This is a genomic window from Halanaerobium kushneri (genome assembly GCF_900156285.1).
Classification (GTDB): domain Bacteria; phylum Bacillota; class Halanaerobiia; order Halanaerobiales; family Halanaerobiaceae; genus Halanaerobium; species Halanaerobium kushneri.
In genome coordinates this window covers 13,344-37,859 of the sequence record NZ_FTNC01000016.1, presented here as the reverse complement: position 1 = coordinate 37,859, position 24,516 = coordinate 13,344, and the positions used below count along the sequence as shown (strand labels likewise).

The 24,516-nt window shown below is 35.2% G+C and carries 17 protein-coding genes, 1 pseudogene and 1 riboswitch; of the genes and pseudogenes, 3 read left to right on the top strand and 15 right to left on the bottom strand.

Translation table 11 applies throughout. The annotated features are described in order from the left end of the window. Positions 1-95 precede the first annotated feature (95 nt). The 11 genes and pseudogenes from BW929_RS10685 to BW929_RS10635 form a co-directional block, all read right to left on the bottom strand. Complete coding sequence (locus tag BW929_RS10685; RefSeq protein ID WP_076545483.1) at positions 96-2,630, bottom strand: diguanylate cyclase; 2,535 nt, start codon at positions 2,628-2,630, stop codon at positions 96-98. Between the two features lie 195 nt (positions 2,631-2,825). After that, positions 2,826-2,945, bottom strand: a pseudogene (gene nrdD / locus BW929_RS15145) (anaerobic ribonucleoside-triphosphate reductase); the annotation flags it as partial. A 106-nt stretch (positions 2,946-3,051) separates the two neighbouring features. Then, positions 3,052-3,750 (bottom strand): anaerobic ribonucleoside-triphosphate reductase activating protein, encoded by a 699-nt coding sequence (locus BW929_RS10675; RefSeq protein ID WP_076545481.1) that lies wholly within the window; start codon positions 3,748-3,750, stop codon positions 3,052-3,054. Next, a complete protein-coding gene (locus BW929_RS10670; RefSeq protein WP_076545480.1) occupies positions 3,751-5,799 on the bottom strand; it encodes a ribonucleoside triphosphate reductase in 2,049 nt (682 codons plus the stop codon). It abuts the gene before it with no gap. A 285-nt stretch (positions 5,800-6,084) separates the two neighbouring features. Next, positions 6,085-6,272, bottom strand: a riboswitch (cobalamin riboswitch). Between the two features lie 163 nt (positions 6,273-6,435). Beyond that, the gene (locus BW929_RS10665) at positions 6,436-7,242 is read right to left on the bottom strand and encodes a metal ABC transporter permease (RefSeq protein WP_076545479.1); all 807 of its coding nucleotides are present in this window, start codon (positions 7,240-7,242) and stop codon (positions 6,436-6,438) included. Further along, a complete protein-coding gene (locus tag BW929_RS10660) occupies positions 7,235-8,008 on the bottom strand; it encodes a metal ABC transporter ATP-binding protein (protein WP_076545478.1) in 774 nt (257 codons plus the stop codon). The genes BW929_RS10665 and BW929_RS10660 overlap by 8 nt, the downstream gene beginning before the upstream one ends. Next, positions 8,008-8,928 carry a metal ABC transporter solute-binding protein, Zn/Mn family gene (locus tag BW929_RS10655; protein ID WP_233493648.1) on the bottom strand — a complete coding sequence of 307 codons (921 nt, stop codon included), beginning with the start codon at positions 8,926-8,928 and terminating at the stop codon, positions 8,008-8,010. The genes BW929_RS10660 and BW929_RS10655 overlap by 1 nt, the downstream gene beginning before the upstream one ends. Positions 8,929-8,951: 23 nt before the next feature. Beyond that, the gene (locus tag BW929_RS10650) at positions 8,952-12,701 is read right to left on the bottom strand and encodes a DUF445 family protein (protein ID WP_076545477.1); all 3,750 of its coding nucleotides are present in this window, start codon (positions 12,699-12,701) and stop codon (positions 8,952-8,954) included. Next, entirely contained in the window at positions 12,692-13,741 is a 1,050-nt protein-coding gene (gene corA / locus BW929_RS10645) for a magnesium/cobalt transporter CorA (protein ID WP_076545476.1), read from the bottom strand. The genes BW929_RS10650 and corA overlap by 10 nt, the downstream gene beginning before the upstream one ends. 232 nt (positions 13,742-13,973) lie before the next feature. Beyond that, positions 13,974-15,815 carry an HD domain-containing phosphohydrolase gene (locus BW929_RS10640; protein WP_076545475.1) on the bottom strand — a complete coding sequence of 614 codons (1,842 nt, stop codon included), beginning with the start codon at positions 15,813-15,815 and terminating at the stop codon, positions 13,974-13,976. A gap of 43 nt (positions 15,816-15,858) precedes the next feature. Beyond that, positions 15,859-16,740 (bottom strand): cation diffusion facilitator family transporter, encoded by an 882-nt coding sequence (locus BW929_RS10635; RefSeq protein ID WP_076545474.1) that lies wholly within the window; start codon positions 16,738-16,740, stop codon positions 15,859-15,861. A gap of 261 nt (positions 16,741-17,001) precedes the next feature. On the opposite strand from BW929_RS10635, the gene BW929_RS10630 reads away from it, so the two are divergent. The 3 genes from BW929_RS10630 (at position 17,002) to BW929_RS10620 (ending at position 21,023) form a co-directional block, all read left to right on the top strand. Further along, positions 17,002-18,708, top strand: coding sequence for a LytS/YhcK type 5TM receptor domain-containing protein (locus tag BW929_RS10630; RefSeq protein ID WP_076545473.1), 1,707 nt, complete (start codon positions 17,002-17,004; stop codon positions 18,706-18,708). Then, positions 18,708-19,475 carry a LytR/AlgR family response regulator transcription factor gene (locus tag BW929_RS10625; RefSeq protein ID WP_076545509.1) on the top strand — a complete coding sequence of 256 codons (768 nt, stop codon included), beginning with the start codon at positions 18,708-18,710 and terminating at the stop codon, positions 19,473-19,475. Before BW929_RS10630 ends, BW929_RS10625 begins: the two co-directional genes overlap by 1 nt. Before the next feature lie 108 nt (positions 19,476-19,583). Beyond that, the gene (locus BW929_RS10620; RefSeq protein ID WP_076545472.1) at positions 19,584-21,023 is read left to right on the top strand and encodes a carbon starvation CstA family protein; all 1,440 of its coding nucleotides are present in this window, start codon (positions 19,584-19,586) and stop codon (positions 21,021-21,023) included. Positions 21,024-21,132: 109 nt separating this feature from the next. Here the strand turns inward: BW929_RS10620 and BW929_RS15365 are convergent, their stop codons facing one another. From BW929_RS15365 to BW929_RS10605, 4 genes are read right to left on the bottom strand one after another with little or no spacing between them, the layout of a single operon-like run. After that, positions 21,133-21,306: a hypothetical protein gene (locus BW929_RS15365; RefSeq protein WP_199505744.1), complete on the bottom strand. Its 174-nt coding sequence runs from the start codon at positions 21,304-21,306 to the stop codon at positions 21,133-21,135. Between the two features lie 44 nt (positions 21,307-21,350). Then, positions 21,351-23,399 carry a ferrous iron transport protein B gene (feoB, locus tag BW929_RS10615; protein ID WP_076545471.1) on the bottom strand — a complete coding sequence of 683 codons (2,049 nt, stop codon included), beginning with the start codon at positions 23,397-23,399 and terminating at the stop codon, positions 21,351-21,353. After that, positions 23,399-23,629, bottom strand: coding sequence for a FeoA family protein (locus BW929_RS10610; protein ID WP_084566176.1), 231 nt, complete (start codon positions 23,627-23,629; stop codon positions 23,399-23,401). Before BW929_RS10610 ends, feoB begins: the two co-directional genes overlap by 1 nt. Before the next feature lie 5 nt (positions 23,630-23,634). Further along, positions 23,635-24,312, bottom strand: coding sequence for a metal-dependent transcriptional regulator (locus BW929_RS10605; RefSeq protein ID WP_076545469.1), 678 nt, complete (start codon positions 24,310-24,312; stop codon positions 23,635-23,637). Between the last annotated feature and the right edge of the window lie 204 nt (positions 24,313-24,516).

The following is a 24,516-nucleotide window of genomic DNA, read 5'->3' as shown; positions in this document are numbered from 1 at the left end:
GTTAAAACTTCACCCATCGATGACTATTATAGCATAAGAAAAAATCCATTTCAAGGGTTTATTACTGCCAGTTTCTCAACAAATTGTCAGCTGATTTATGCAAGATTTCTATAAAACTTGACCATATCTCTACCTGCACCCTTAGCAATATAAAGAGCTGTATCTGCCTGCTTGATTAATTTTTCGGGAGAATATTTGCCGTCACAATTAACAGCAACCCCAATTGAAACTGTAATTTTAAGTATCTCACCATCAAAGTTAACTTCAAGTTTCCTTATTTTTTGCATTAGCCGATTAATTACTCTTGAGAGGGTATTTTGATCAACCAGATTAAAGTAGATTACAAATTCTTCTCCACCATAACGCGCAACAATGTCATCTTCCCTAATTTCAGATTTTAAAACTTCAGATAATTTTCGCAGTACCTGATCTCCAGCCTGATGTCCATATTGATCATTAAAATCCTTAAAATTATCAATATCCATAATTGCCACAGAAAATTTTTCTCCCTCTTTCTGCTGCAGCTGCTTATGAAAATAAGAATGATTATAGAGGTTTGTCAGCCCATCAGTAACGGACAGTCTTTTTACTTTATGATGGTTTAAGGCGTTGCGAATACTGACTCTGATTTGATTGGCCAGAGTTCTGATAAACTTTTTCTGATTTTCATTTATTAACTGCTGATATTTAGACTGCATTGCATATAAAATACCCTGATAATCATTTAAATTTATTGGAATCGCAACTAATGTTTCGATATTTTCAAAAAGATCAACTTCATTTTCTATCAGAATCTGATCAGAGGCTGCAATATCTCTATAATGACCTTTCAAATAAAAATATAATTCACTGTTTTCTCTTACATTTATATTTTTCATCATCTTTAATTTGTTTTCGTCTTTTTTGAAAATGACTGCAGCAGACATTCCCATAGTTCCAACGATTATGTCCAGAATTCTTTCGTAGAGCAAATCTAAATCCAGTGTTGAGTATAAAAAATCAGACGTTTGTTCCAGTGTTGAAAGACTGGCCAGGTTTCTTTCCAGACTCTCATATAAAATTGCCTTTTTTAAATAATTTGGAATCTGTTCAATAAAAAGATGATTTTTTTTGATATCATACAGGTCAACTTCATTACTTAAAATAATCATCAGCGCTTCAACTTCTTTAGTTAGAGGGATTAAAAAAGCATTTTCAAATCCCAAAATATTCTCTTTTCGACTTATTTTCTCTGGTCTCTGCTGCCAAAAACTTTTAAAAATATCATAAGCAGCAGCTCCCAGGCTCTCATCAAGATAAATTTTGGTCAAATTTTCTGCTTCTTTTATAACTATGCCGCCCGTATAATTGCGCTCCTCAAAAATCATTTTAAAGAGACTGGCAGCTGTCTCTTCTACCTTATGGTTTCCAGTAGCCTGATTGGCTTTTCGCATTTTATCATTAATCATTTCCAGTTCAGAAACTACTTTCTTGGAAAGATGAAATAAATGTTCTGTTTTCACAGTTGGTTTTTCGGTATCAAATTCAATTTTTTTATGTACAACTTCCTTTTTTTCACTTAAGTAAAGCACAGTGGTCGTAATATTTAAGAATTCATAGCTATTATCTATTATTCCATATTCTCCCTTGGTACTAAATCCCGCTTTAGGAGATGGAACAACCTTAATTTCCTCACTCAAATTTGAGTTAAGAGATTTTAAATACTGACTTCTTCCAGAACAGGAATAAATAAAGGAAAACTCCGGATGAAAATCTAGATTTTTCTGCAGCCGCATTGAATTTGCTAAAATTTTATTTAAACTACCATATGAAATCTTAACTCGATCTCCAACTTTTAGTTCTCCTGAAAATCTAATGCCATCCCCTACTACTTCAATTGCAGAACGAGCATTTTTAAAACCACGGTTAAATACCAGGGGAAATTTTGTAACAGCTATAGAAGGTAGTTTGCTTTTTATATCCTCACCCAGAAATTCAGAATAAACTTGAAAGATATTTCTACCATCAAGCTCATAAACCACCTGGTCTTCTGCTCTTGTAATTTCCATTTCTCGACTGATACTATCCCAGCCCATACTGTAATTCCACTTTGCCTTCAGCTGACTTCCATTAAGAATAAGAGCCAGGCTTCCCTTTTTAATTATCCCAGATCTGTCAAAAACATAACCCGACTCATTTTCAAAACCTGGTGCAGCCTGTCCGCCGGCAATTATAAGCTCCGAACTGCATTTATTCAACTCTTTTACAAGCTGATCACCATTATTAAACTGGTCATCAGAGAAAATTATTATTGCTTTAGTATCAGCCTCAATTGACTTCATAATTTTTCTGGCATTTTCTACACTGTCTGATTCTGTTCTTAACAACCTAAAACTGCTTTTTTCAAAACGCAGTGCCACAGCAGTCAAATAATTTAACTGCACCTGATTTTCAGAGATCACCTCTTCTGCAGTTACCCCCATTAAAGTGGAAAGAGGTAAATAGCGATTAAAAGCAGTTATTATTTTTTTATTAATTTTCTCAGATCTGGATGAAAAAAGTTGAATTATCTGAGCCGGCGAATCCTTCAGTGATTTAAAAAATTCTATTAATTCTTCGGCATCCTGACATTTTTTTCTCTCTACCTGCAATCTCTACACCCTTCCACTAAAAACTAAAGACCTCTAAGTTGTCCTATTATTACAAAAATTACTTCCACTTAGTTCTTTTCTCGCTAAATATGTAAATTCCTGCAAATAAGACCAAAAATAAAAGGACTATCACTATGATAGTCCTTAAATTATGTTTCATAATTATATTTTCTTTTTATCAACAGCTAAACCGGATTATTTACTTTCGCTGTACTTAAAAGTCTTCCGATCTTTAAATTCCTCTTTTTTACCCTTATTCCATTCTGATACAGGAGAAAGATAACCAACAACTCGCGAATAAACCTCACATTTTTGTTTTTTAGCCATTTTTTATACCTCCATTTATAAATTAATAATTATATGCTGTCTGCTGACAGCCGCAAAAATAACAAGCACCAGCGGTTTCAGAACTGAACTAAAATTAGTCTCTTATATTAACTTCTCTCAAATATGCCTCTGCAGTCTTTTTGAATTCCTGGAGTTTAGAAGGCGCAAAACTCCTGCTCTCCCTTAAGTCTGGTGACAGAGTATTAACAGGTCTAAAATTTTGAATAAAGTATTTATCAGCTCCTTTAATCTGGGCAGCAATTTTTTGGATTTGACTCTGATTGTGAAGGCCCGGAACTACAGTAGTTCTAAATTCATAATTCAAATCAGAATTAATAATTAACTCTACGGATTTTTTAATATCCTCTATCACAGTTAAAGGAGCAAGCTCCTGATATCTAGCCCAGCCAAACTTAATATCGACTGCCAGATAATCAATAATTCCTGCTTCGATTATTTCCTGGAGTTTCTTAAAACTGGATGCATTAGTATCCAGCTTAAGCAGCAGATTATAATCATTTTTTATTTTCAACATAAATTCTTTTAAATCCTGCTGCAGTAAGGGTTCTCCACCTGTAATAGTTACTCCATCCAGTAGTTTTTTTCTATTTTCTAAAAAATTAAAGAAATATTTTTCTGGCATTAGTTCCTGTTCAGGAGGAAGTTCCCTTTTAATGAGCTGACTGTTGTGACAGTAAGGACAGTGAAAATTACAACCCTGAGTAAAAACAACAGCTGAAATTTGATCGGGAAAATCAATCACCGAGGTCTTCTGCAAACCCGCTAATCTCATTTAATTCACAGCACTTTCTGCCATCTCTATTTCCTCAGCAGCAGATTCTGCCTCACACTTAGGACAGTATTCGTGTTCTCCCGGTAAATAACCGTGGACCGGGCAGATGCTGAATGATGGAGTCAGAGTATAATAGGGCAGTTTAAAGTTTTCTGCAATTCTTTTAACCAGTTTTTTGGTGGCCTCAATAGAATCTATCTTTTCTCCCAGAAATCCATGGAGAACTGTCCCACCAGTATAAAGTGACTGCAGTTCATCCTGCAGCTCTAAAGCTGTAAAAATATCGTCTGTCAAACCTACAGGCAGCTGAGTAGAGTTGGTGTAGTAGGGCTCTGCATTTTCTTTAATAACGCGCTCCTGATTGGCAGCAACTATTCTGTCTCCAAACTGCTTTCTATCCAGTCGAGCAAAACGGTAAGCTGTACCTTCAGCTGGAGTTGCTTCCAGATTAAATAGATTATCTGTTTCTTCCTGATACTGCTGCAGTTTCTCCCTCATTTTTTCCATTACTTCCTGTGATAATTTCTGACCTTCGGGAGTTGAAATATCTTTGCCGATAAAATTCAGTAAAGCCTCATTCATTCCATTTAAACCAATTGTATTAAAGTGATTTTTCCAGTACTGATCAAAGCGTTTTTTGATATCTCTTAAATAAAATTTAGCATATGGATATAGACCCTGATCAGTTAGAGTTTCTAAGACCTTGCGCTTGACTTCTAAGCTCTCTTTTGCCTGATCCATCAAATAATATACTCTGTCCATAAACTCTTCCTTATTTTGAGACTGATAACCGATCCGGGCCATATTTAAGGTCACTACACCTATTGAACCCGTCATTGGGTTAGCACCAAATAAGCCTCCACCTCTTTTACGCAGCTCCTTATTATCCAGACGTAATCTGCAGCACATGCTTCTTGCATCTTCTGGATCCATATCAGAATTAACAAAATTAGAAAAGTAGGGTATACCAAACTTAGCTGTCATTTTCCAGACTGGATCAAGCTTTTCGTTGTCCCACTCAAAATCTTCTGTTATATTATAAGTAGGTATTGGAAAAGAAAACATTCTGCCTTTTGCATCACCTTCCATCATCAGCTCAGCAAAAGCCTGATTAAACATATCCATTTCTGGCTGGAATTCACCATAAGTCTTATCCTGATATTCTCCCCCAATAATTACTGACTGGTCTTTTAAATAAGAGGGAACTTCAAGATCCATAGTAATATTAGTAAAGGGAGTCTGAAATCCAACCCGAGTTGGTACATTAATATTAAATAGAAATTCCTGCATAGACTGCTTAACTTCTTCATAATTAAGGTCATCATAGGCGATAAAGGGTGCCAGATAGGTATCAAAATTGGAAAAGGCCTGAGCTCCCGCACTCTCACCCTGAAGTGTATAGAAAAAATTTACAATTTGTCCAAGTGCAGTCTTTAAATGTCTGGGGGGAGCACTTTCAATTTTAGTGGGAACTCCCCTAAAACCTGTTCTTAAAAGCTCCTCTAAATCCCAGCCACAGCAATAAACACTTAAATTACCCAGATCATGAATATGCAGATCACCACTACTGTGCAGCTCCGCAGTTTCTTTGGGATAAATCTCCTGCAGCCAGTACTGACCGGTTACTTCTGAGGCAATAAAATTATTTAGTCCCTGGAGTGAATAACTCATATTCGAATTCTCATTGACCTTCCAGTCACTGCGGTCTAAATAGTCATCCATAATATTAACTGCATCTGCAAAAAGCTTTTTGCTGTCTCTAAGCTTGCTGTGCTGTTCCCGATAGAGAATATACGCCTTTGCAATCTCGGCATAGCCCTTTTCGATTAAAACTTTTTCCACCAGATCCTGAATCTGTTCTACCTCAACTGTACCTCCGTTTTTGAAAAATATCTTTAAATAAGATATTACCTCAGCTGTTATCTCTGAAGCAATTTGAGGATCAGCCTGATCTACTGCTGCAGCTGCTTTTGTCACTGCATTTTCAATCTTCTCCGATTTAAATTCTACCTTTTTCCCATCACGTTTTTTTACATAATCTAAATTCATAATTCCTCCCTTTACGAACTTATATTTGTGCTATATTTTATTATTTTAATCTAAAAACTATATAAATAAAAAATCCCTCCACACAGGCTCTGTACGAAAGGGATTAATACTTTAAGTTAGCTGTCAGAATTTATTTAAATCAGATACTCACTTTTAACCTGGATAAACTGCAATTGTCAGATAATAAACTAAAGAATTTACATTTCAGCTTTAACTGGCAGCAGTTTAATCAATCCAACTTAAATAAATTTCTGCTCTAACACCCCCTCATGACCCGTGAGATTATGGTGTTTACAAATAAAGGCAGGTCTTCCGGCTCAGTTTAGTTAATAATTAGCCTTCCCGGTTTTCCCAGTGGCAGTTTTGATTATCTTTAAACCTTACGGCGGCGGGACCGCAGAGGTTTTTCACCTCTTTCCCATTTTAATCCAGCCATTTATTTCCGCTGTAACACCAAAATAATGACTGAAACCCTTATTTAAAACTATTCAATTTTTAATTAACTATTTTTATCTTAATACATCTGAGCACAAATCACAAATATTTAAATTCTAATCTCCAGACAAATTTAAAGCTAAGCCCCAATTAAAGATGCAATTTCTTTAAAATACTAACTTTTTGTTTTTGAGAAATATTTTATTCATTACTTCCTCTTACTACTACAGAACCAAAATAAAATAAGGCAGCTGTAATAATAATAACTGCCCCTGAAGGCAGATCATAATAATAGGAGAAAGTTAGACCGCTGAAAGAAAAAATAAGTCCAAAAACAACTGCAAGCCCCATTATCTTTTTTAAATCCTCTGTATATAATCTGGCTGCTGCCGGAGGAGCTGTTAAAAGAGCAATGACCAGTACTATCCCCACAACTCTAATTAAAATTACTATTGCGAGCGCAATCATAATAAAGAGAAAATTTTCGAGCAGAGTTGATTTAACTCCCAATACTCGCAAGAACTCTTCATCAAATAAATAAGCTTTCCAATAATTGAATAAACTAATAATTGCCAGCAGCATAAAGACTGTCAGCGCTCCCATCATCCAGACATCTACTCTTCTAACTGTAAGTATATCTCCAAATAAATAAGAAGAAATATCCGGTGGATATCCAGGAGTAAAGCCAATAAATAAAACCCCCAGCGCCATCCCCAGTGACCAGAACATTCCAATCAAAGTATCAGATCCGGTTCCTATTTTACGGCGAATAGAAGCAATAGCCAGAGAAGCTCCTACCGCAAAAGCAAAAGCTCCATAAATAGGCTCTATATTTAAAAGATAACCAAGACCAATCCCACCAAATGACGTATGCGCAATGCCTCCACTCAACATTACGAGCTTCTTTTCGACAATGATTGTTCCAATCAGACCACAGGCAATACTTGCAAGTACAGCTGCAGCAAAGGCATTTTGCATAAAATTAAAATCCAAAATTGCTTCAATCATTTTTGGCCTCCTCTCCGTGTGGTGCAAATACATGATGAGGATGACCATGAGCAATTAGATCAACCGGGCAGCCGAAAACCTGTTCTGTAGTTTCCGGGTCCAGATGTTTATCTCCATGGTGATATAATTTTTCATTTAAACAGGCAAGACTGTCAAAATAAGAGGAAACTGCTGCCATATCATGAGTAACTACTATAATAGTCTTTTCTTTATTTAATTCCTTTAATAATTCATAAATCTGAGAGGTAGAGCTTGCATCCACACTGGCTGTAGGCTCATCTAAAAGCAATATTTTAGGCTCCACTGCCAGTCCTCTGGCTATTAATACCCGCTGCAGCTGGCCACCTGAAAGCTTTCCGATCTGCCTTTTTTTTAGGTGCAGTAGATTAAGCTGATCCAGAACAGCCTCTGCTTTCTTAACATCTTCTTTATGATATTGATGAAAAAATCTAACTCGACCACCCAACCTTGCCATTAAAACAACATCCAAAACACTAATTGGAAAATTACGATCAAAATTAGAGATCTGAGGAACATAGCCGATCTGATCAATTGTTTCATTTAAAGGATAGCCGAGCACTTTTACAGTTCCCTTTTGCGGCTCAATAAGTCCCAAAATAACTTTAAGCAGTGTAGTCTTACCACCTCCATTAGGGCCAATAATCCCCAAAAAGGCTCCTTCCTCAACTTTGAGATTAATATTTTTTAGTGCTTCCAGTTCTCCATAATTTACAGAAATATCTTCTAATTCTACTGCATAAGTCACTACTTATCATCTCTTTCTGCAAGCTCTGCTGCCATTTTTTGAGCCATAACTTTTAAGTTTTGAATATAGTTCTCAGCTAAAGGGTTTAGCTCTACAATATCTCCACTTAACTCTTCAGCAACGGCTCTTGTTTTTCTACTGTCAATTTCCGCTTGATAAAAAACATTTTTAATTCCCTTTTCAGCTGCCATTTTTATAATATCCTGTAAATGACGGGGACCAGGATCTTTGCCTTCCTCTTCAATAGCCATCATTTCCAAGCCATAATGTTCAGTAAAATAGCCAAATGAAGGATGATAAACCAAAATTGACTCTCCCTGATAGGGGGCGAGCAATTTGCTGTTTTCCTGGTCAGCGGCAGCCAGTTCGCTCAGATACTGAGCTGCATTTTCTTTAAATTCATTTTCATACTGAGGTAAAATTTTAATTAATTCATCACGCATAATCTGCACCATATATTTTACCCGGTCCGGAGATAACCAGATATGAGGGTCACGACCTCCCTGGTGACTGTGTTCATTAGCAGCCTCATCCTCAGGCTGCTCCTTTCTCTCCCCAAAATAGCGGTTAGGATACTCAGCTTCAATTTCTTCAAATAACTTTATAACTTTGAGTCCTGACACTGCTTCCGCCCGAGGTAAAATGTTCTGTATATCCGCTGGTACTCCCATTGAAAAGTAAATACCTGCTTTATTAAAAGCCCTCATCTCCGCAGGAGAGGGTGCATAATTAGAAGGGCTAAACCCTTTTGGAATCATTTCTACTACTTCCACTTTATCTCCAACAATCGCCTCAACCATCTCTATTTGAGGTACAATTGTAACTGCCACAGTCGCCTCAGCTGCTGCTGCAGTAAAAGGTACTAAAAGTAATATGAGCAAAAATAGAGAAAGCGAAACTAATCTTATTTGCTGTTTCAAATTTATCACCTCTTTTTGCTTTTTTAAACTATACTTCTAATTAAAAGCTGCAGCAGACCAAAAATACCACCAAACCAGCCATACTGTTTAAGATGAGTAAAATATCTACCGGCAAAACTATCAAAAACTTCCTCAATCTCTGCCGGATTCATTTTTCTTACTTCTTCGGCTGTTAGTTTCTTCAGCTCCAAACTTCTGAGCAGAGATTCGGAATTAACCTTAAAGCTATCAACACCACTTTCTATAAATAATTCCAGTAGGTATTTCAAGCTTTCTCTGTCCAGCTTTTCTTCCAGAATAACTGCTCCCTCACTAATATCTGACGCTGTCTGAGTTAAAATCACCTGCTTTAACTCCGGATTATTAATTAATTCTGAAAGCTTATTTAATATTTCTTTTAACTGCTGATCATTTTCTAAGTCTAAAGAAATCAAATCTAAGCTATTAATTAGTTCTCTGAGTTCTTTATTAACTTCCTGAAGATCAGTCTCAGCTAAAAGCTGAGCTATCTCGTCTTCAATTACTTCTGCTGTAAGCAGACTTTTTAAATTCAACAGCAGCTGTAATTTTTGCTCCAGCTTTAAGTTCTGATTAACTAAATATTCAAGATTAGCTGCCTTTATTTCCAGCTTAAAGTTCATTAACCCCTCTTGTTCAGCCTTCAAACATTTTTCGAGCAGCTCATTAATTTCGGCTTCACTCAGATAAAGAACCTCTGTTATTAGCTGGGATCCCCGGGGGGAGGCAGATAAATTGGTTAAGAGCTGACTTAATGCTATTTTTTCATTACTTAAAAGCCCACTCTCATCTATTATTTGCAGTAATTTGAAATAAAGTTCTTTTAACCTGGATCTTTTTTCTACAAAATATTCCTCTCTTAATCGCTTAAAAACCCTTACTGTTACAGAATCGACAAATTCATCCAGATCCGCCATATAAATAGCTCCCGAAATCAGAGTGTTTTTTAAAAGTCCACCTTTTTTCTCTTTTTCTGCCTCAATAATCTCATCTTTTTTGAAATTAATCAGCTGAGCTATTTTTTGCTGCTGGCTGTCGATTAAATCAATCCCCTGGTCCAGAAAATATTCAGAATTAGTTTCCAAAATCTGTCGCAATCTGGCCTGAAAATCATAATTGAGATCTGTATTTAGAAGTTCGGGAATAATAAATTTCATAAAAGGATACAATTCCTTATTCTGCAGCAGATTTTTTAATTGAGCAGAATTAAGCTCAAAGTCAAATTTGCCGCCTGCAGCTTTAATTATCTTACTTAAATCAAGCTTTGAAATAAGCCTGTCCTGCAGCCCGCTAAAATCTAATTCGTTATCTGCAAAATAATCTTTACTCATTTCTACAAAATTAATTTGAGAGAGCTTTTTATCCAAAAATTGGTTTAGTTTTTGATTAAAAGGACCCTTAAGTCTTGTTAAATCATCTGAATCAAGATTTAAAATTATCTCATCAATTTTGGCAAATACTTCAGCTGCCAGAAACTCATTATTATCTTTAATTAAATCGAAAAAATGCTGATAATCGTTCTGCTCAAAATATCCAAGTATAGTTTCTTTAATCTGACTGCGATTATTTTCAATTATCTCTGCTGCCGAATCGGCTTTAAGCAGTTCTTTTTCCACAAATTTTCCCATAGAATCAGCAAAGCGACTCCGGTTTTTAGCCACAACTCCAGGAGTAAATGGAAGCTGAATAGTGCCAATTCGCTTTTCCTCATATGGATGAAAAATCATCCAGATAGCAAGTACATTTGTCAGCCAGCCCACACCCCCATACAAAACTGCAGCAGTCAAGTAATTAAGCCAGATGGGAGCAGAATTAAAAATCGCCGCCTCCGCCCCACTAAAAGAAAATAGCAAGCCGGCTCCAGCACCTAAAAGTGCACCTAAATAAGTAATTGGCTTTAGTTCTTTCCCCATAAAATCTTCAATCGCCTGCTGAACTTCCTGATCAGATAGCTGATGTAGATTCGCTGCTGCTGCCTGAGCTACTCGACCTTCTATCAGCTCAGGTAAATTATTATAAAAGAAAGTTGTAATTGAATCAGTTAACTTAACAACAGTATCCTCTCCTTTAAATAATTGATAAATATCTTTTAATTCTCTGTCGGCAAAATTTTTCTCCACCTCTTTAAAGTAATTTGCCGCTTCCTGTTTAAACCCATCCTGGCCAAGATTTAATTCCGAATTAAGCAGAGCAAAAAATTCATCATTTAGATACTTACTTAACTCCTTAGTTACAAAATCATTCTGCCGTAACTGCTGATAAATCAGTCCCGAGTTAGCTTCCACTTTTTTAATTAAATTCTCTTCGCTAATCAAATCCTGCATTTCAAATCCAGCCAGATAGTCAAGCAGCATATCAACTGAATCCGGAGAACTTCCCAGTTTTTTGATTAAAGAAAAAATAAGATCAGTTAATTTGTCTTCAATCACCTGCTGCTGAAAAAGTTCTTCTGAAAAAAGATCAATAACTTTTTTATCCTGATTCACCTGATAAAAATCCCAGATAATATTTTCTAATTTTAGCGAAATATCCTTAAATTCAATTCCTCTAAGCAGCTGCTTTAATTTATAGTCTTTAATTTTCGCGAGAGCTGTTTCTGCCAGCTGTCGGTTATCAGAATTAATCTTTTCTGAAATATAACTCTTTAAATGTGCAATAGGAAAACCATAATCTTCTATGTTCTCCTGATACTTACTGTAAATACCCTGGCGACTCATAGCTTTAAAGCCGCTGCTTGCCTCAATTTCTGCTTCTACAGCCTCTAAAATGAGACTATTTAGCTCTTCTTCCTCAGCAGTCAGCAGTGCTAAAATATCATCTTCTGATTTACTAATAACAGCAGCTAGATCTGTGAGCAGAGAGTCTTCCAGTTCTTCAGTTAATAAATCTGCAATCTTTAAATCAGAATTATCAATTTCAATTTTAAAATTCAAGAGGATCTCACTCAGAGTCTGCTGCAGAAGTTTGTTCTGCCTCAACTTCTCCAGTTCTTCTTTTTTCTTAAATATATCACCAACTTTAATTTCTTTTAATTCTGTCATTAAGTCCCTGACCAGAGACTCCAGATTAAAAAGATCAAATATTTTTTCTTTAAATTCAGCTTTATTTTCCTGATCCAGACTCTGATAATTTTCAGCAAAATAACTAATTATTTCTTTGATAAAATCTTTTAACTTAAGCTGAATTTCTTTACTTAAAAGCTGATCTATTCTTTTATTTTTAAGTTCCTGATAGAGCCCGGAACTAATATTTTTTAGACTGTTTTTGTTCTCTGCCTCTTTTATAATCTTAAGATATATTTGCTTCAGTAAAGCCTGCAGCTCAGGTTGAGCAATTATTTTTTCCAGTTTCTCCTCAGTTAATTTCTCAGTACTCTTCTGCATAATCTCAACTGAACTACTGCCAAGCAGTGAAGCAAAAAGTTCGTAGTTTTCTTTCCAGGCTGGAATATCACTTAACAGACTGGATTCAGTTCTCTGATCTAGATAGATATTTAGAAAATCACTTAAACTTCGAGCAAAATTTTCTTTAAATTCCGGACGCGAAAATTCTTCCTCAAGAGTATGATGATTAATCAGATCTCTCTCTACAAGCTCGGAGATACTGTCAATAAACTCATCCTTAGTCTTAATTACCACTCCCCCAAGTGGGCCATACTCTTTGAAAATCATTTTTAAAGCCAGATTGTTTGTTAAATAGCCGGTTACTGCCCCTGTTCCTGCCGCGGAAATAATTGCTAGTAGATCTAAAGCCATTTTTTCCTCTTAAAATAAATTAACTGCACCACTGCAATAATTAACATTAAGAACATTACCGCAGGATAGGCAATTTTGTAATCAAGCTCCGGCATAAATTTAAAATTCATTCCATAGACTCCGGCAATAAACGTTAGGGGAATAAAAATTGTTGAAATTACGGTTAAAAACTGCATGACCTCATTCATTTTGTTACTTTTATTAGAAAGATAAATATCCAGCATACTGGAAAGCATATCACGCGCCACATCAATTTCATCCATCAACTGACCAATATGATCATACACATCACGCAAATAATAGTCGGTTTCTTTAGACAATAAAGGTGATTCAACCCGGTAAAGATTACCAAAAATCGTGTTTAAAGGCCAGATAGTTTTACGGAGAAAAACAATTTCCTGTTTTAAGTTCTGAATTATCTCTAAAGTATCAGGGCCAGTTTTAGCTGCAACTACCAGGTCATCTAAATCTTCCAATACCTCTTCATTTCTTTCTAAAATATTAAAATAATTATCTACTATTGCATCAAGTAAAGCATAATATAAATAGTCTGCACCTTTTTTTCTAATCTGGCCTTTATTTTCTTCTATTCTAACTCGCACAGGATTAAAATCATCACCATGAGCTTCCTGAAAAGTGATAATTGTATTTTCCAGCAAAATTAAACTTACCTGTTCTGACTGGATATATTCTCCCTGATAGCTTAACATATCGAGAATTGTAATAATATAATTATCAAATTCTTCCTTTTTTGGACGCTGTCTGGTGTTTGTAATATCCTCTAATGTTAGTGGATGCAGATCAATCGCTTCTCCTACTTCTTTAACAAGTTCAACATCATGAATTCCAGTAATATTGATCCAGTTTATAAAACCTGACTCAATTAAAGAAAGTGTGAATTTTTCAGTAGCTTTTCTTTTTACTGTTTCTTCATTAAACTGAATTATTTCTATTTCGGCATTGATTTCTTCTTCAATTCCATGCAAAGTTCCAGGAGTATGACCAATCTCACTTGATTTAATTCGCGAAAATTTTCTCATTTTAACCTCCTTATAAATTTTATATTTTAAATCTGATTTGCTTCTGAATAAAATTTATTTAAGCTTATTATAAATAATAATCATTTTTAATATCCACAATTTGTGGATAAGTTGTTGGTAACTGCGGTATTTAATCCACAATTTTTGTTGATTAATTGTTAACAACTGTGGATAAAACACCTGTTTTGTGGGTAGTTTGTGGATAACTGTCGTCTGAGCTGTAATTATCCACTCAATCCAGGTCTTTAAGGAATAAAATAAATTTATCCACAATTTGGGGATCAAAAAGTTTTCCCTGGTAATATTTTAACTCTTTTATAATTTCTCTGTCTTCTAAAGCTCCAAAATAATACTTATTTTGAAGTAAAGGGAAATATAGATTTGAATTTAAATTGCTATAAAAATTAATTACTGCAAACAGCCTGCTTAAATAAGGTATTTCTTCCCCTTTTAAACCTTTAGGCCAGCCTGTACCATCAAAATGTTCATGATGGGCTAATACTAAATTTGTTATTTCAGCCAGATCATGATAGTAACTAACAAAATTTGCAGAAATCAGAACGTGCTTTTGATACTCATGCCATTCTTTAGCCGTAAATTTTTCACCTTTTTTAAGAATATTCTTGTCCAGAGCCAGTTTGCCAAGATCATGATGGCCGGCTAAAAGCATCATTTTTTTCTTTTCCTGTTTACTTAATTCAAAAAAATCTGCAGTTTCTCGAGTTAATTCTATGAGTTGATTATTCTGTCTCAGTTTTTTATAATTATCCTTCTTTATATAATTTACTAAAGAACAGTAAAAATTACTTTCCTTACTTGTTTTATATCTCTTTAAATTAATTTTTGCAACTCCATCATTAAAAAAATCTCGGGCACTAATTTTATCATTTGTTTTTTCAAGAAATACTGCATCAACATCAATATAAATCCCTTTAATATTAAGTTTTGCCACTTCTTTTTTGATAAAATTAAGAGTGTCTTCTATTTCAAGCAAACTCTGATTTTTCAAAATGACTGCAAAATGATCTGCACATAGATGAGCTGCTATTTTATTACTATCCGAAATTTGAGCCAGGATGGAAGCAATTTCTTTTAGAATCTGATCTCCCTTTTGACAGCTAAAAATCTTATTTATTAAATGAAAGTTCTCAACATTGAGCATGATTAAGGCTAAATCATCTTTTTCATTTTTATTTAATTCTTCAAATAACTGATTAAAATATTCTTTGTTATAAAGACCGGTCAGCCTGTCATGTCTTTTCATATAATCCAATCTCTGCTGCTTAGCTTCCATATCAGTAATATCATAAGAAGCACCCACTATTTCTTCTACTCTTCCGTTTCTTACAACTGGATATAAAGTGGTTTGCCAGAATTTTTTACCGGCCGGAAACTTGATTTTCTCTGTATAATTTATCCGGCTTTTTTTGCGCAAACATCGCCGGTAATTTGCTTCCAGTTTCTGAGCTACCTCTTCCTTAAAAATTTCTTCCGCTTTTTTCCCTTTAATTTCTTCATTACTCATAGCGGTTAAGCGCTGATGAGTACCATTAATTCTTTTATAATAGATATTTTCATCACAGTCAACTTCAAGTAAAAAAATAGCATCATGTGTATGATCAATAATTGTTCGGTAATCATTTAATCTTTCTTTTTCTTTTCTCTGCTCTTTATTTTTTAGACGCTGTTTTAAAAGAGCCAGCAGTAGATTTTCTTTAAAAATCCTGTAATCTTCTCTTTTTTTGATTATGGAATGCAAATTATTAACACTACACTGCTCTAAATTTAGTTCTTCACCGGGTCCAGTTAAAAGAATTACGCCAGTATTTGGAAATTCACTCTCTGCAAGAGTGATTAAATCAATTCCAGAAAAAATTTCTCCTATTGCATTTTCAATAATCAAAATATCAATATCAGGATTCTGATAAAGAAAATTTACAGCCTGACGGTTATCATCAAACTCCTTTACCAGTTCAAATTCTATCCCGGTGAACTTTCTTTTAGCACGATTAAGATGTGATTTGACTTTATTTTTTTCTATTACATCATTTATAACTATAACTATTTTTAACAAAATTTTATTCTCCCCTGTATTAATTCAAATCTGTTGCTCAATTTTAATGGATAGAAGCTGGATCGACATGAACCATTACATCTTTAATATTATCACTATTATCGATAATTTCATTCTCCACCTGACAGGCTATATTGTGTCCCTCAACTACAGAGAGCTGATCCTTGACAACAATCTTTAAATCTACAATATAACTGGGGCCATAACTGCGCAATTTAATATCATAAATTCCCATTACCCCTTCAATCGAGTCTGCCAGTTCTCTAATTTCCTCAATTTTCTCTCTGGCAGGCCTGCCGTCCATTAATTCATAGGATGTGTCCCGCATTATCTCATAACCAACTTTTAAAATTAAAAATGCCACTACCAGACCAGCAAGAGGATCAAGAAATCTAAAACCCAGTTTGGCGCCACCAATACCGATCAGAGCTGCAATAGATGAAAAAGCATCAGAACGGTGATGATGAGCATCTGCAATCAGACCCTTACTTTTTATTTCCCTACCTATTTTAATTGTATAACGATAAAGAATTTCTTTCACAACTATAGAAATAAATGCTGCAACCAGTGCCCAACTTCCCGGTTCAGCTATGTTTCCACTTAATATTGTCAAAAATGCATCCCGGCCAAGAAAAACAGCCGTTAAGATTAAAATAACAGCCAGAATATTTGTCCCAAGAGCTTCAGCTTTTTCGTGTCCATAGGGATGATTTTTATCAGCCGGAGTCTCCGAAAATTTTATACTGATCATTACAATAATTGTAGAAGCCATATCCGAAACAGAATGAAAACCATCTGCAATCAAAGCTGTACTGCTGGCAAAAAAACCAATCAATATCTTTAACAAAGCAAGTAAACTATTACTGATTAGACTTATTATAGAAATCCTTCTACCCGACTCATAACGAGTCTTTTCTTCACTCATTCTTATCCCTCCAGAATATATAAAACTAAATTTTATCAATTATTTACTTTAAATTTAATTATATCAAGTCAGTTGCTTAATAGCAATCGCTTATAATTTCAGGCATTTAAAAGCTGCTTATAGTCAAATTTAGTTACAAACCTTTATCAAAAACCAGCAATTTTTTCCACTATTTGAATAAGTAAATTTATTGTAGTATTATTTACTTAGATAATTATTAATTTATTTATAAAAATATCAGTCTTTTTAAAGGAGTGCAGTATGTATAACAACAGAATCCTGGAATTATTATTTACTTTATTTAAAAGTATGAGTGTAATAGTAACTTTTGCCTATATTTTAAGCCGTCTCAGCAGTGTTAAACACGTTTTTTCAGAGAATTTTAATCGTTATGAAAAAATATTTTTAACTATCTTTTTTGCCGTGCTTTCCATTTTGGGTACCTTTCTTGGTATTATTATTATGGATGCTTATGCAAATATTAGAGCCATCGGTGCTTTAATGGCCGGTCTTCTAGGTGGACCATTAGTAGGAATGAGCGCCGGTTTAATAGCAGGACTGCACCGATTTTCTCTGGGAGGGTTTACTGCTCTCGCCTGTGCAATTGGTACTACCACTACTGGCTTAATTGGAGGGCTATTTCACAAAAAATATAAAAAAAATGAAATAAATTTTAAAAATGGTTTTTTAATTGGTGCTGCTGCTCTAACTATTGAGATGATAATTGTTATAATTTTCAGCCGCCCCTTAAATCTGGCTCTGGAACTGGTAGGTATTATTGCTATTCCCATGATTTTAAGCAACAGTCTGGGAATCTCAATTTTTATTAGTATTTTAAACAAAGTTAAAGAAGATAACCAAAAAATAAGAGCTTTACAGGCAGAAAAAGTTCTCTCTATTGCTGACCGTTCACTGCCTTTACTGCAGAATGGTCTTGACTCAGACTCTGCAGCCAAGATAATTTCTATGATTAAAAAGGAAAGTCAGGTAGATGCAGTTGCAATTACAGACACCGAAAAAATTCTGGCTTTCTCCGGCCTCGGTGCAGACCATCACCGTAGGGGAGAAAAAATAAAAACTGAAGCCAGCCACAGAGCAATGCAGGAAAAAAAGACAATTCTTGTCGATCATAAAAAAGATATTAATTGTAATCATAATAACTGTCAGCTAACAGATGCTGTTATAACCCCTCTCAAAATAAAGGATAGTGTTTACGGTCTGCTTAAACTGTACCGCAGCAAAGAAAAAATTACTGTTTTAGATATTAAACTGGCTGAAGGAATCGCCGATCTGCTGGCAACACAGATTAAACTGGCCAAACTTTCCAAACAGGCAGAATTAAAAAGTGAAGCAGAATTAAAAGCCCTGCAGGCTCAGATCAACCCGCATTTTCTTTTTAATTCTCTAAATGCAATTGCTGCTTCCTGTAGAACAAAACCTGACCAGGCCCGAGAACTTTTAATCAAACTGGCCGGTATTTTTAGAAGAACTTTAAAAAGAGATGTTCACCAGATAACTCTGGCAGAAGAAATTGAATTCTGCCGTGACTATTTGAGTATCGAAAAAGCCAGACTTGATAAAAGACTTGCAGTTGAATGGAAAATCAGTGCTGAATTAATGGACACTGTAATTCCTCCTTTTATCATTCAGCCTCTAATTGAAAACTCTATTAAACACGGAATCCATCCCCAAGAAAAAGGTGGGAAAATAATTATTTCGGCTGTGGAAAATGATCAAAATTTAATTATCACAGTATCTGACAGTGGAAGTGGAATCGAAAAAGAAAAGATAAAAGCTATTTTTGCAGGCCAAAATGACCGAATTGGCCTGAACAATGTCATAGAAAGACTGAACTCCATTTACGGCAGCAGAGCTAATTTTAAAATCGAATCAGACTCCAAATCAGGTACAAAAAATATAATTAAAATCCCAAAAGAATTTCTTTTTGAGAGGAGAAAAGCCAATTGATGATCAAAACAATGATTGTAGAAGATGAAAAACCAGCTAGAGAAGAAATAAAATACTTAATAAATCAAGAAAAAGATTTTAAGGTCCTATTTGAAGCAGGGGATGGTAAAAAGGCTCTAGAAATTTTAAATAAAAATCAGGTAGATCTGCTTTTTTTAGATATCAAAATTCCGGGTATCAGTGGTATGGAAATAGCCAGAATACTAAAAGAGAAAAAGAATTCTCCTTATATTGTTTTTACCACCGCTTATGATGAATATGCCGTAGAAGCCTTTCAGCTGGCAGCAGTCGATTATCTTTTAAAACCAATCAGTGATCAGCGTTTTAAAGAAAGCCTGATAAAAATAAAAAAAGAAATTAAACAAAATAATAACATAAATCAACAGCTGGAAAACTTATTTGCCAGCATAAGACCCGACAAAAGAGACAAATCTTTAAACAAAATTGCTGTTATGGAAAAAGATTATTATTTAATGCTTGATTTTAAAGATATCTATTATTTTTCTACCAGAGAGAAAAAAGTTTGGGCTCACTGCCACAAAAATTCTTATATGACTGGCTTTCAACTAAAGGAGTTAGAGCGGATGCTGCCTGAGCAATTTTTTCGAATTCACAAAAGCTATATTGTTAATTTAAAATACATTAAGGCTGTTATTCCCTGGTTTAAAGGTAAATATCAGGTCTTAATGGAAGATTACTCAGAACACAAAATACCGGTTAGCCGTTCTAAAGTTGATCAAATTAATAAACTCTTAAATCTTAAATAATGTAATTGAGTATAATATTTTTGCAATTCAGTTAAAAAAGCTTTTATAATCCCCGGATCCAGATATAATTAGAATGTATTAAAAAAACTTATAGGGGGTTATATTTTTATGGCATCTTTTCTTATTTCTTTAGCTGTTTTAATTATTGGGTATTTTACATACGGGAAAATTGTTGACAGAATTTTTGGTTCCGAAGAAAAACGGGAGACACCTGCTGTGACAATGGAAGATGGTGTGGACTACATGGCAATGGACTGGAAAAAGGCATTTTTAATTCAGTTTTTAAACATAGCCGGCCTGGGACCAATTTTTGGAGCAATTGCCGGTGCCTTATGGGGACCAACTGCTTTTCTCTGGATAGTATTTGGTACGATTTTTGCTGGTGGTGTCCACGATTATCTTTCTGGAATGCTTTCTATTCGCTCGGGAGGAGCTTCAATTTCTGAGATTATCGGGGAAAATCTTGGGGACACAATCAGACAGATCATGAGAGTCTTTAGTATTGTACTTCTGGTTTTAGTTGGAACAGTTTTCATGACCGGACCAGCTTTACTTTTATCAAATCTAACACCGGGTTTTATGGGAGTTAATGTCTGGTTGATAATCATTCTTGGCTACTACTTTATTGCAACTTTCCTACCGGTAGACAAGATTATTGGTAAATTATATCCTATCTTTGGACTGGCACTTTTAATTATGGCTCTGGGAGTCGGGGGAGGTTTGATCTTTGGAGATTACAACATTCCAAATATTGCTTTAAATAATCTGCATCCGGGTGAATTACCTATGTGGCCCTTATTATTTGTAACCATTGCCTGTGGTGCAATCAGTGGCTTCCATTCAACCCAGTCACCAATTATGGCTCGCTGTACTACAAATGAAAAAGAAGGTCGTAAAATTTTCTATGGTGCTATGGTTGCTGAGGGTATTGTTGCTTTAATCTGGGCAGCTGCAGCTATGACTTTCTTCCAAGGAACTGGCGGCTTAAATGAAGCTCTGGCTTCTCTTGGTGGCCCGGCTGGAGTTGTTCACGAAATTACAGGTACAATGATGGGAGTTGTCGGTGGAGTATTGGCAATGCTTGGAGTAATTGCAGCTCCAATTACTTCTGGAGATACTGCTTTTAGAAGTGTGCGATTAACCCTATCTGATATTTTTGGACTGGAACAGAAATCTGTTAAAAATAGATTGATTCTTGCTATCCCAATTTTTATTGTCGGGGGAGCCTTATCTCAGATCAACTTTGATGCTTTATGGCGCTATTTTGCCTGGTCAAATCAGACAGTAGCTATGGTTGTATTATGGGCCGGAGCAATGTGGCTTGCCAAACATGGTAAAAACCACTGGATTGCTTCTATTCCAGCTTTCTTTATGACCGGTGTTTCTTCAACCTATATTCTCTATGCACCAGAGGGATTCCAGCTGCCTTACAGTTTCTCAGTTACAGCCGGAATTATAATTGCAGTTGTAACTATGGGTATTTATATCAAAAAGATTAACAGCACTCAATTTGAAGAAGAAATAATGGTTCAAAAACAGGCGGTATAACAATAACTGCTGCTTAGAAATTACTGAGAATACTATAAACGCAGACCCTGAAGCTAAAGTTCGGGTCTGCGTTTCTTGATTAAAGTACTCAGATTTAAAGCTAAAAAAATTAATCATCAATCACAATATCATCGAAGTTATATTCTTTACCACCTGCTACCGGACAGCTCTGATCACTACAGCCAGCACAGGGGCTATCTGTTCCTTTAATTCCACCATAAATTTTCTTTCCTATATAATAAAGACTACCAACACCTAAAACTCCTAAAAATAAATACTCCATAATGACCTCCTTAAGCTAAATTGCTTAAATTCAGTTTAATTTATTTAAGCTCCTAAACCAATTAGCATTCCACCCTGATAAACTACAAAGGCTACTATCCAGGCTAAAACAAAAAGATAAGAAGCTGTAACCAGTGTCCATTTCCAGCTCTGAGTTTCTGATTTAATTGCTCCCAGGGTTGCTATACAGGGAGTATATAAAAGTACCATGGTTAAGAATGAATATGCTGCCAGAGGGCTGAAATTAGTTGTTAAAGCTGCTCTCAAACCACCTTCTCCGGCTGCGTAAACTACACCAAGTGTACCAACAACTACCTCCTTAGCTAAGATACCAAAAACCAGTGAAGATGCCGCCTGCCAGCTGCCAAATCCTAATGGTTTGAAAAGTGGAGCTATCAGCTGACCAAACTGACCAATTAGACTTTCTGCAGAAGCATATTCTACTCCAAGTGGTAAATTAGCAAGGACCCAGATTAAAACTACAACTGAGAAAATAATTGTTCCTGCTTTTTTGATAAAAGCACCTACTTTTTCCCACATATGAATAAATACACCTTTTAAAGTCGGAATTCTATAAGGCGGTAATTCCATAACAAAATGTGATCTCTCACCTTTAAATAATATTTTATTAAATACTCCCGCCATTATTACAGCCATTACAATCCCCAGTGCATAAAGGGAAAAAACAACTGTGCCTGCATGATTGGGGAACAAAGCGCCGGCAAAGACTACATAAACAGGTAATCTGGCTGAACAGGACATCAGAGGATTAATCAAAATAGAAATAATCCGATCTCGCTTGCTGTCTAAGGTTCTGGTTGCCATTACCCCGGGTACATTACAGCCGAAACCAACAATCATCGGGATAAATGACTTTCCATGCAGACCTAGTTTGCTCATTACCTTATCCATAACATAAGCAGCTCTTGACATATAACCGCTGTCCTCTAAAATACCTATTGCCAGGAATAAAAGAAAAATATTTGGTATAAAAACCAGTACAGAACCTACACCACCGATAATTCCATCAGTAATAAAAGAAGAAATTAGTGGAGAAACTCCTGCACCTGCCAGCAGACTACCAATCCAGCCACCTGCAGCTTCAAAAAAAGTTTCAATATAACCAATAAGTGGATCACCCAGAGTAAAAGTGAATTTGAAAATGCTCCACATCACTACCATGAAAATTGGTATACCAAGATATTTATTTGTTATAACTTTATCAATTTTATCAGAAATATTCTCTGGTTCCTGATCAAATGCAGGTCTGCTAACACTCTCAGCAATTACTTGATTTATGAATTCATATTTTTTATCAATTATAATATTATCAAAATCATCTTCAGCTTTAAGTTCTCTCCCTGCAATTAAGCTCTTAATCTTTTTGGCTTTAGAAGCTCCTACTTCTCTCTCCAATAGTTTTACAGCTTCTGGATCATGTTCAATTAATTTAACTGCCGCCCAGCGCTGATTAATCTGATCGGTAAAATTAAATTCTCTAAGCATTGAAAGAACCTCAGAAATTAAATCCTCTATCTCTCTGCCGTAATCAATTTTTAAAGCTGCCTCAGATAAATCTCGATTTTGAACAGTTTCTTTTAGAAGCTTATCAATCCCTCTACCTCTACTGGCAACTGTTTCTACAACCGATGTGCCAAGCATCTTAGCAAGTTTATTTTTGTTGATTTTAATTCCCTTCTTCTCAGCTTCGTCAGCCATATTTAAAACGGCAATTAAATCTACTCCCATTTCTAAAAGCTGAACCGTAAAATATAAATTTCGATCCAGATTAGAGGAGTTAATAATATTCAAAACGACATCATAATCTCCTGTAGTCAAAAAATCTCTTGCCACTACCTCATCATCCGAATATGCTCCCAGAGAATATGTACCCGGTAGATCAATAACCTCCAGTGAGTAATTCTGATAGGAAGCTCTACCCATTTTCTTTTCAACTGTTACCCCTGGCCAGTTACCAACATGCTGTCTGGACCCTGTCAATTCGTTAAACATAGTGGTCTTTCCAGAATTGGGGTTGCCAGCCAGAGCAATTTTAACTTCATTATTTTTTCTCTTACTTTTATTTAAAGCCATTAATTTTCACACCCTTCTTTATCTACTATTACTTTATGAGCCATTCCCCGTCCCAGTGCAACACGATTATCACCAATAGCAACAATCAGTGGTCCACCTGAACTCCTATGAATCTTAATTTTTTTACCACTTACAAATCCTAAATCCGTTAATTTACCCTTTACAGTTCTACCGCCAACTATTTCTTTAATACAGGCTGTCTCACCCACTCTTAACATTGCTAAAGGCATCAACCTTAAACCTCCTTAACCAGAATCTCTGCCGCTTCATTCTGGCGTAAACTTAAACTGTAACCTCTGACCCTGATTTCAATTGGATCACCCATTGGTGCTTTACCCTTCACTTCAACCAGAGCTCCTCTATTTAAACCCATATCCATTAATTTTCTTTTTAAACGACCTTTAGACTGAACCTTTAAGATCTTTGCTTTAGAACCGACACTTATCTTATCTAACATAATCTGTTCTGCTGTCATTTTTTTCTCCTCCTTATTCTCCTTCAGTTTAAAAGCACAATTTTGTTCCGCTAAATAATTATTTTTGATTAAATAATCAACCATTTTTTCAAAACTTTCTTCACTTAAAGCATGCTCTATACCACAGGCATCATTGTCAGCTTTTTTTTCACTTACTCCGAGTGTTCGGTTTAAAAATAAGTAAATTATTTGATGTTTACAACGAATTTTTTCTGCAGCACGATAACCAGCATTAGTTAATTCTATAGGGCCATACTTTTCCTGACTTACTAAACCTTCCTGATTCAGCTTTTTTAAACCCTGATTAACAGAAGATGCTGCTATGTGCAGTCTGTTTGCAATATCTGTCACTCTAGCTGAGCCATTTTCTTTGATTAAATCGAAAATAGCTTCTAAATAATCTTCCAGTGATTCTGATAGATTCAACTTTACTTCCAATTTTTTCTCCCCCGTTTTTAGGTTAACCTAAAAATATACTAAAAAAATTATGAAACTGGATATACTTTATTATTTTTAAATGAAAACGATTCTCAACTTCAAGTAAAATTATATATAAACAAATTACTTTTGTCAAGAATATATTATAAAAAATATCTATCAGGCCTGTTATTGCAGCTATCAGTAATTATTACTGATAGCTGC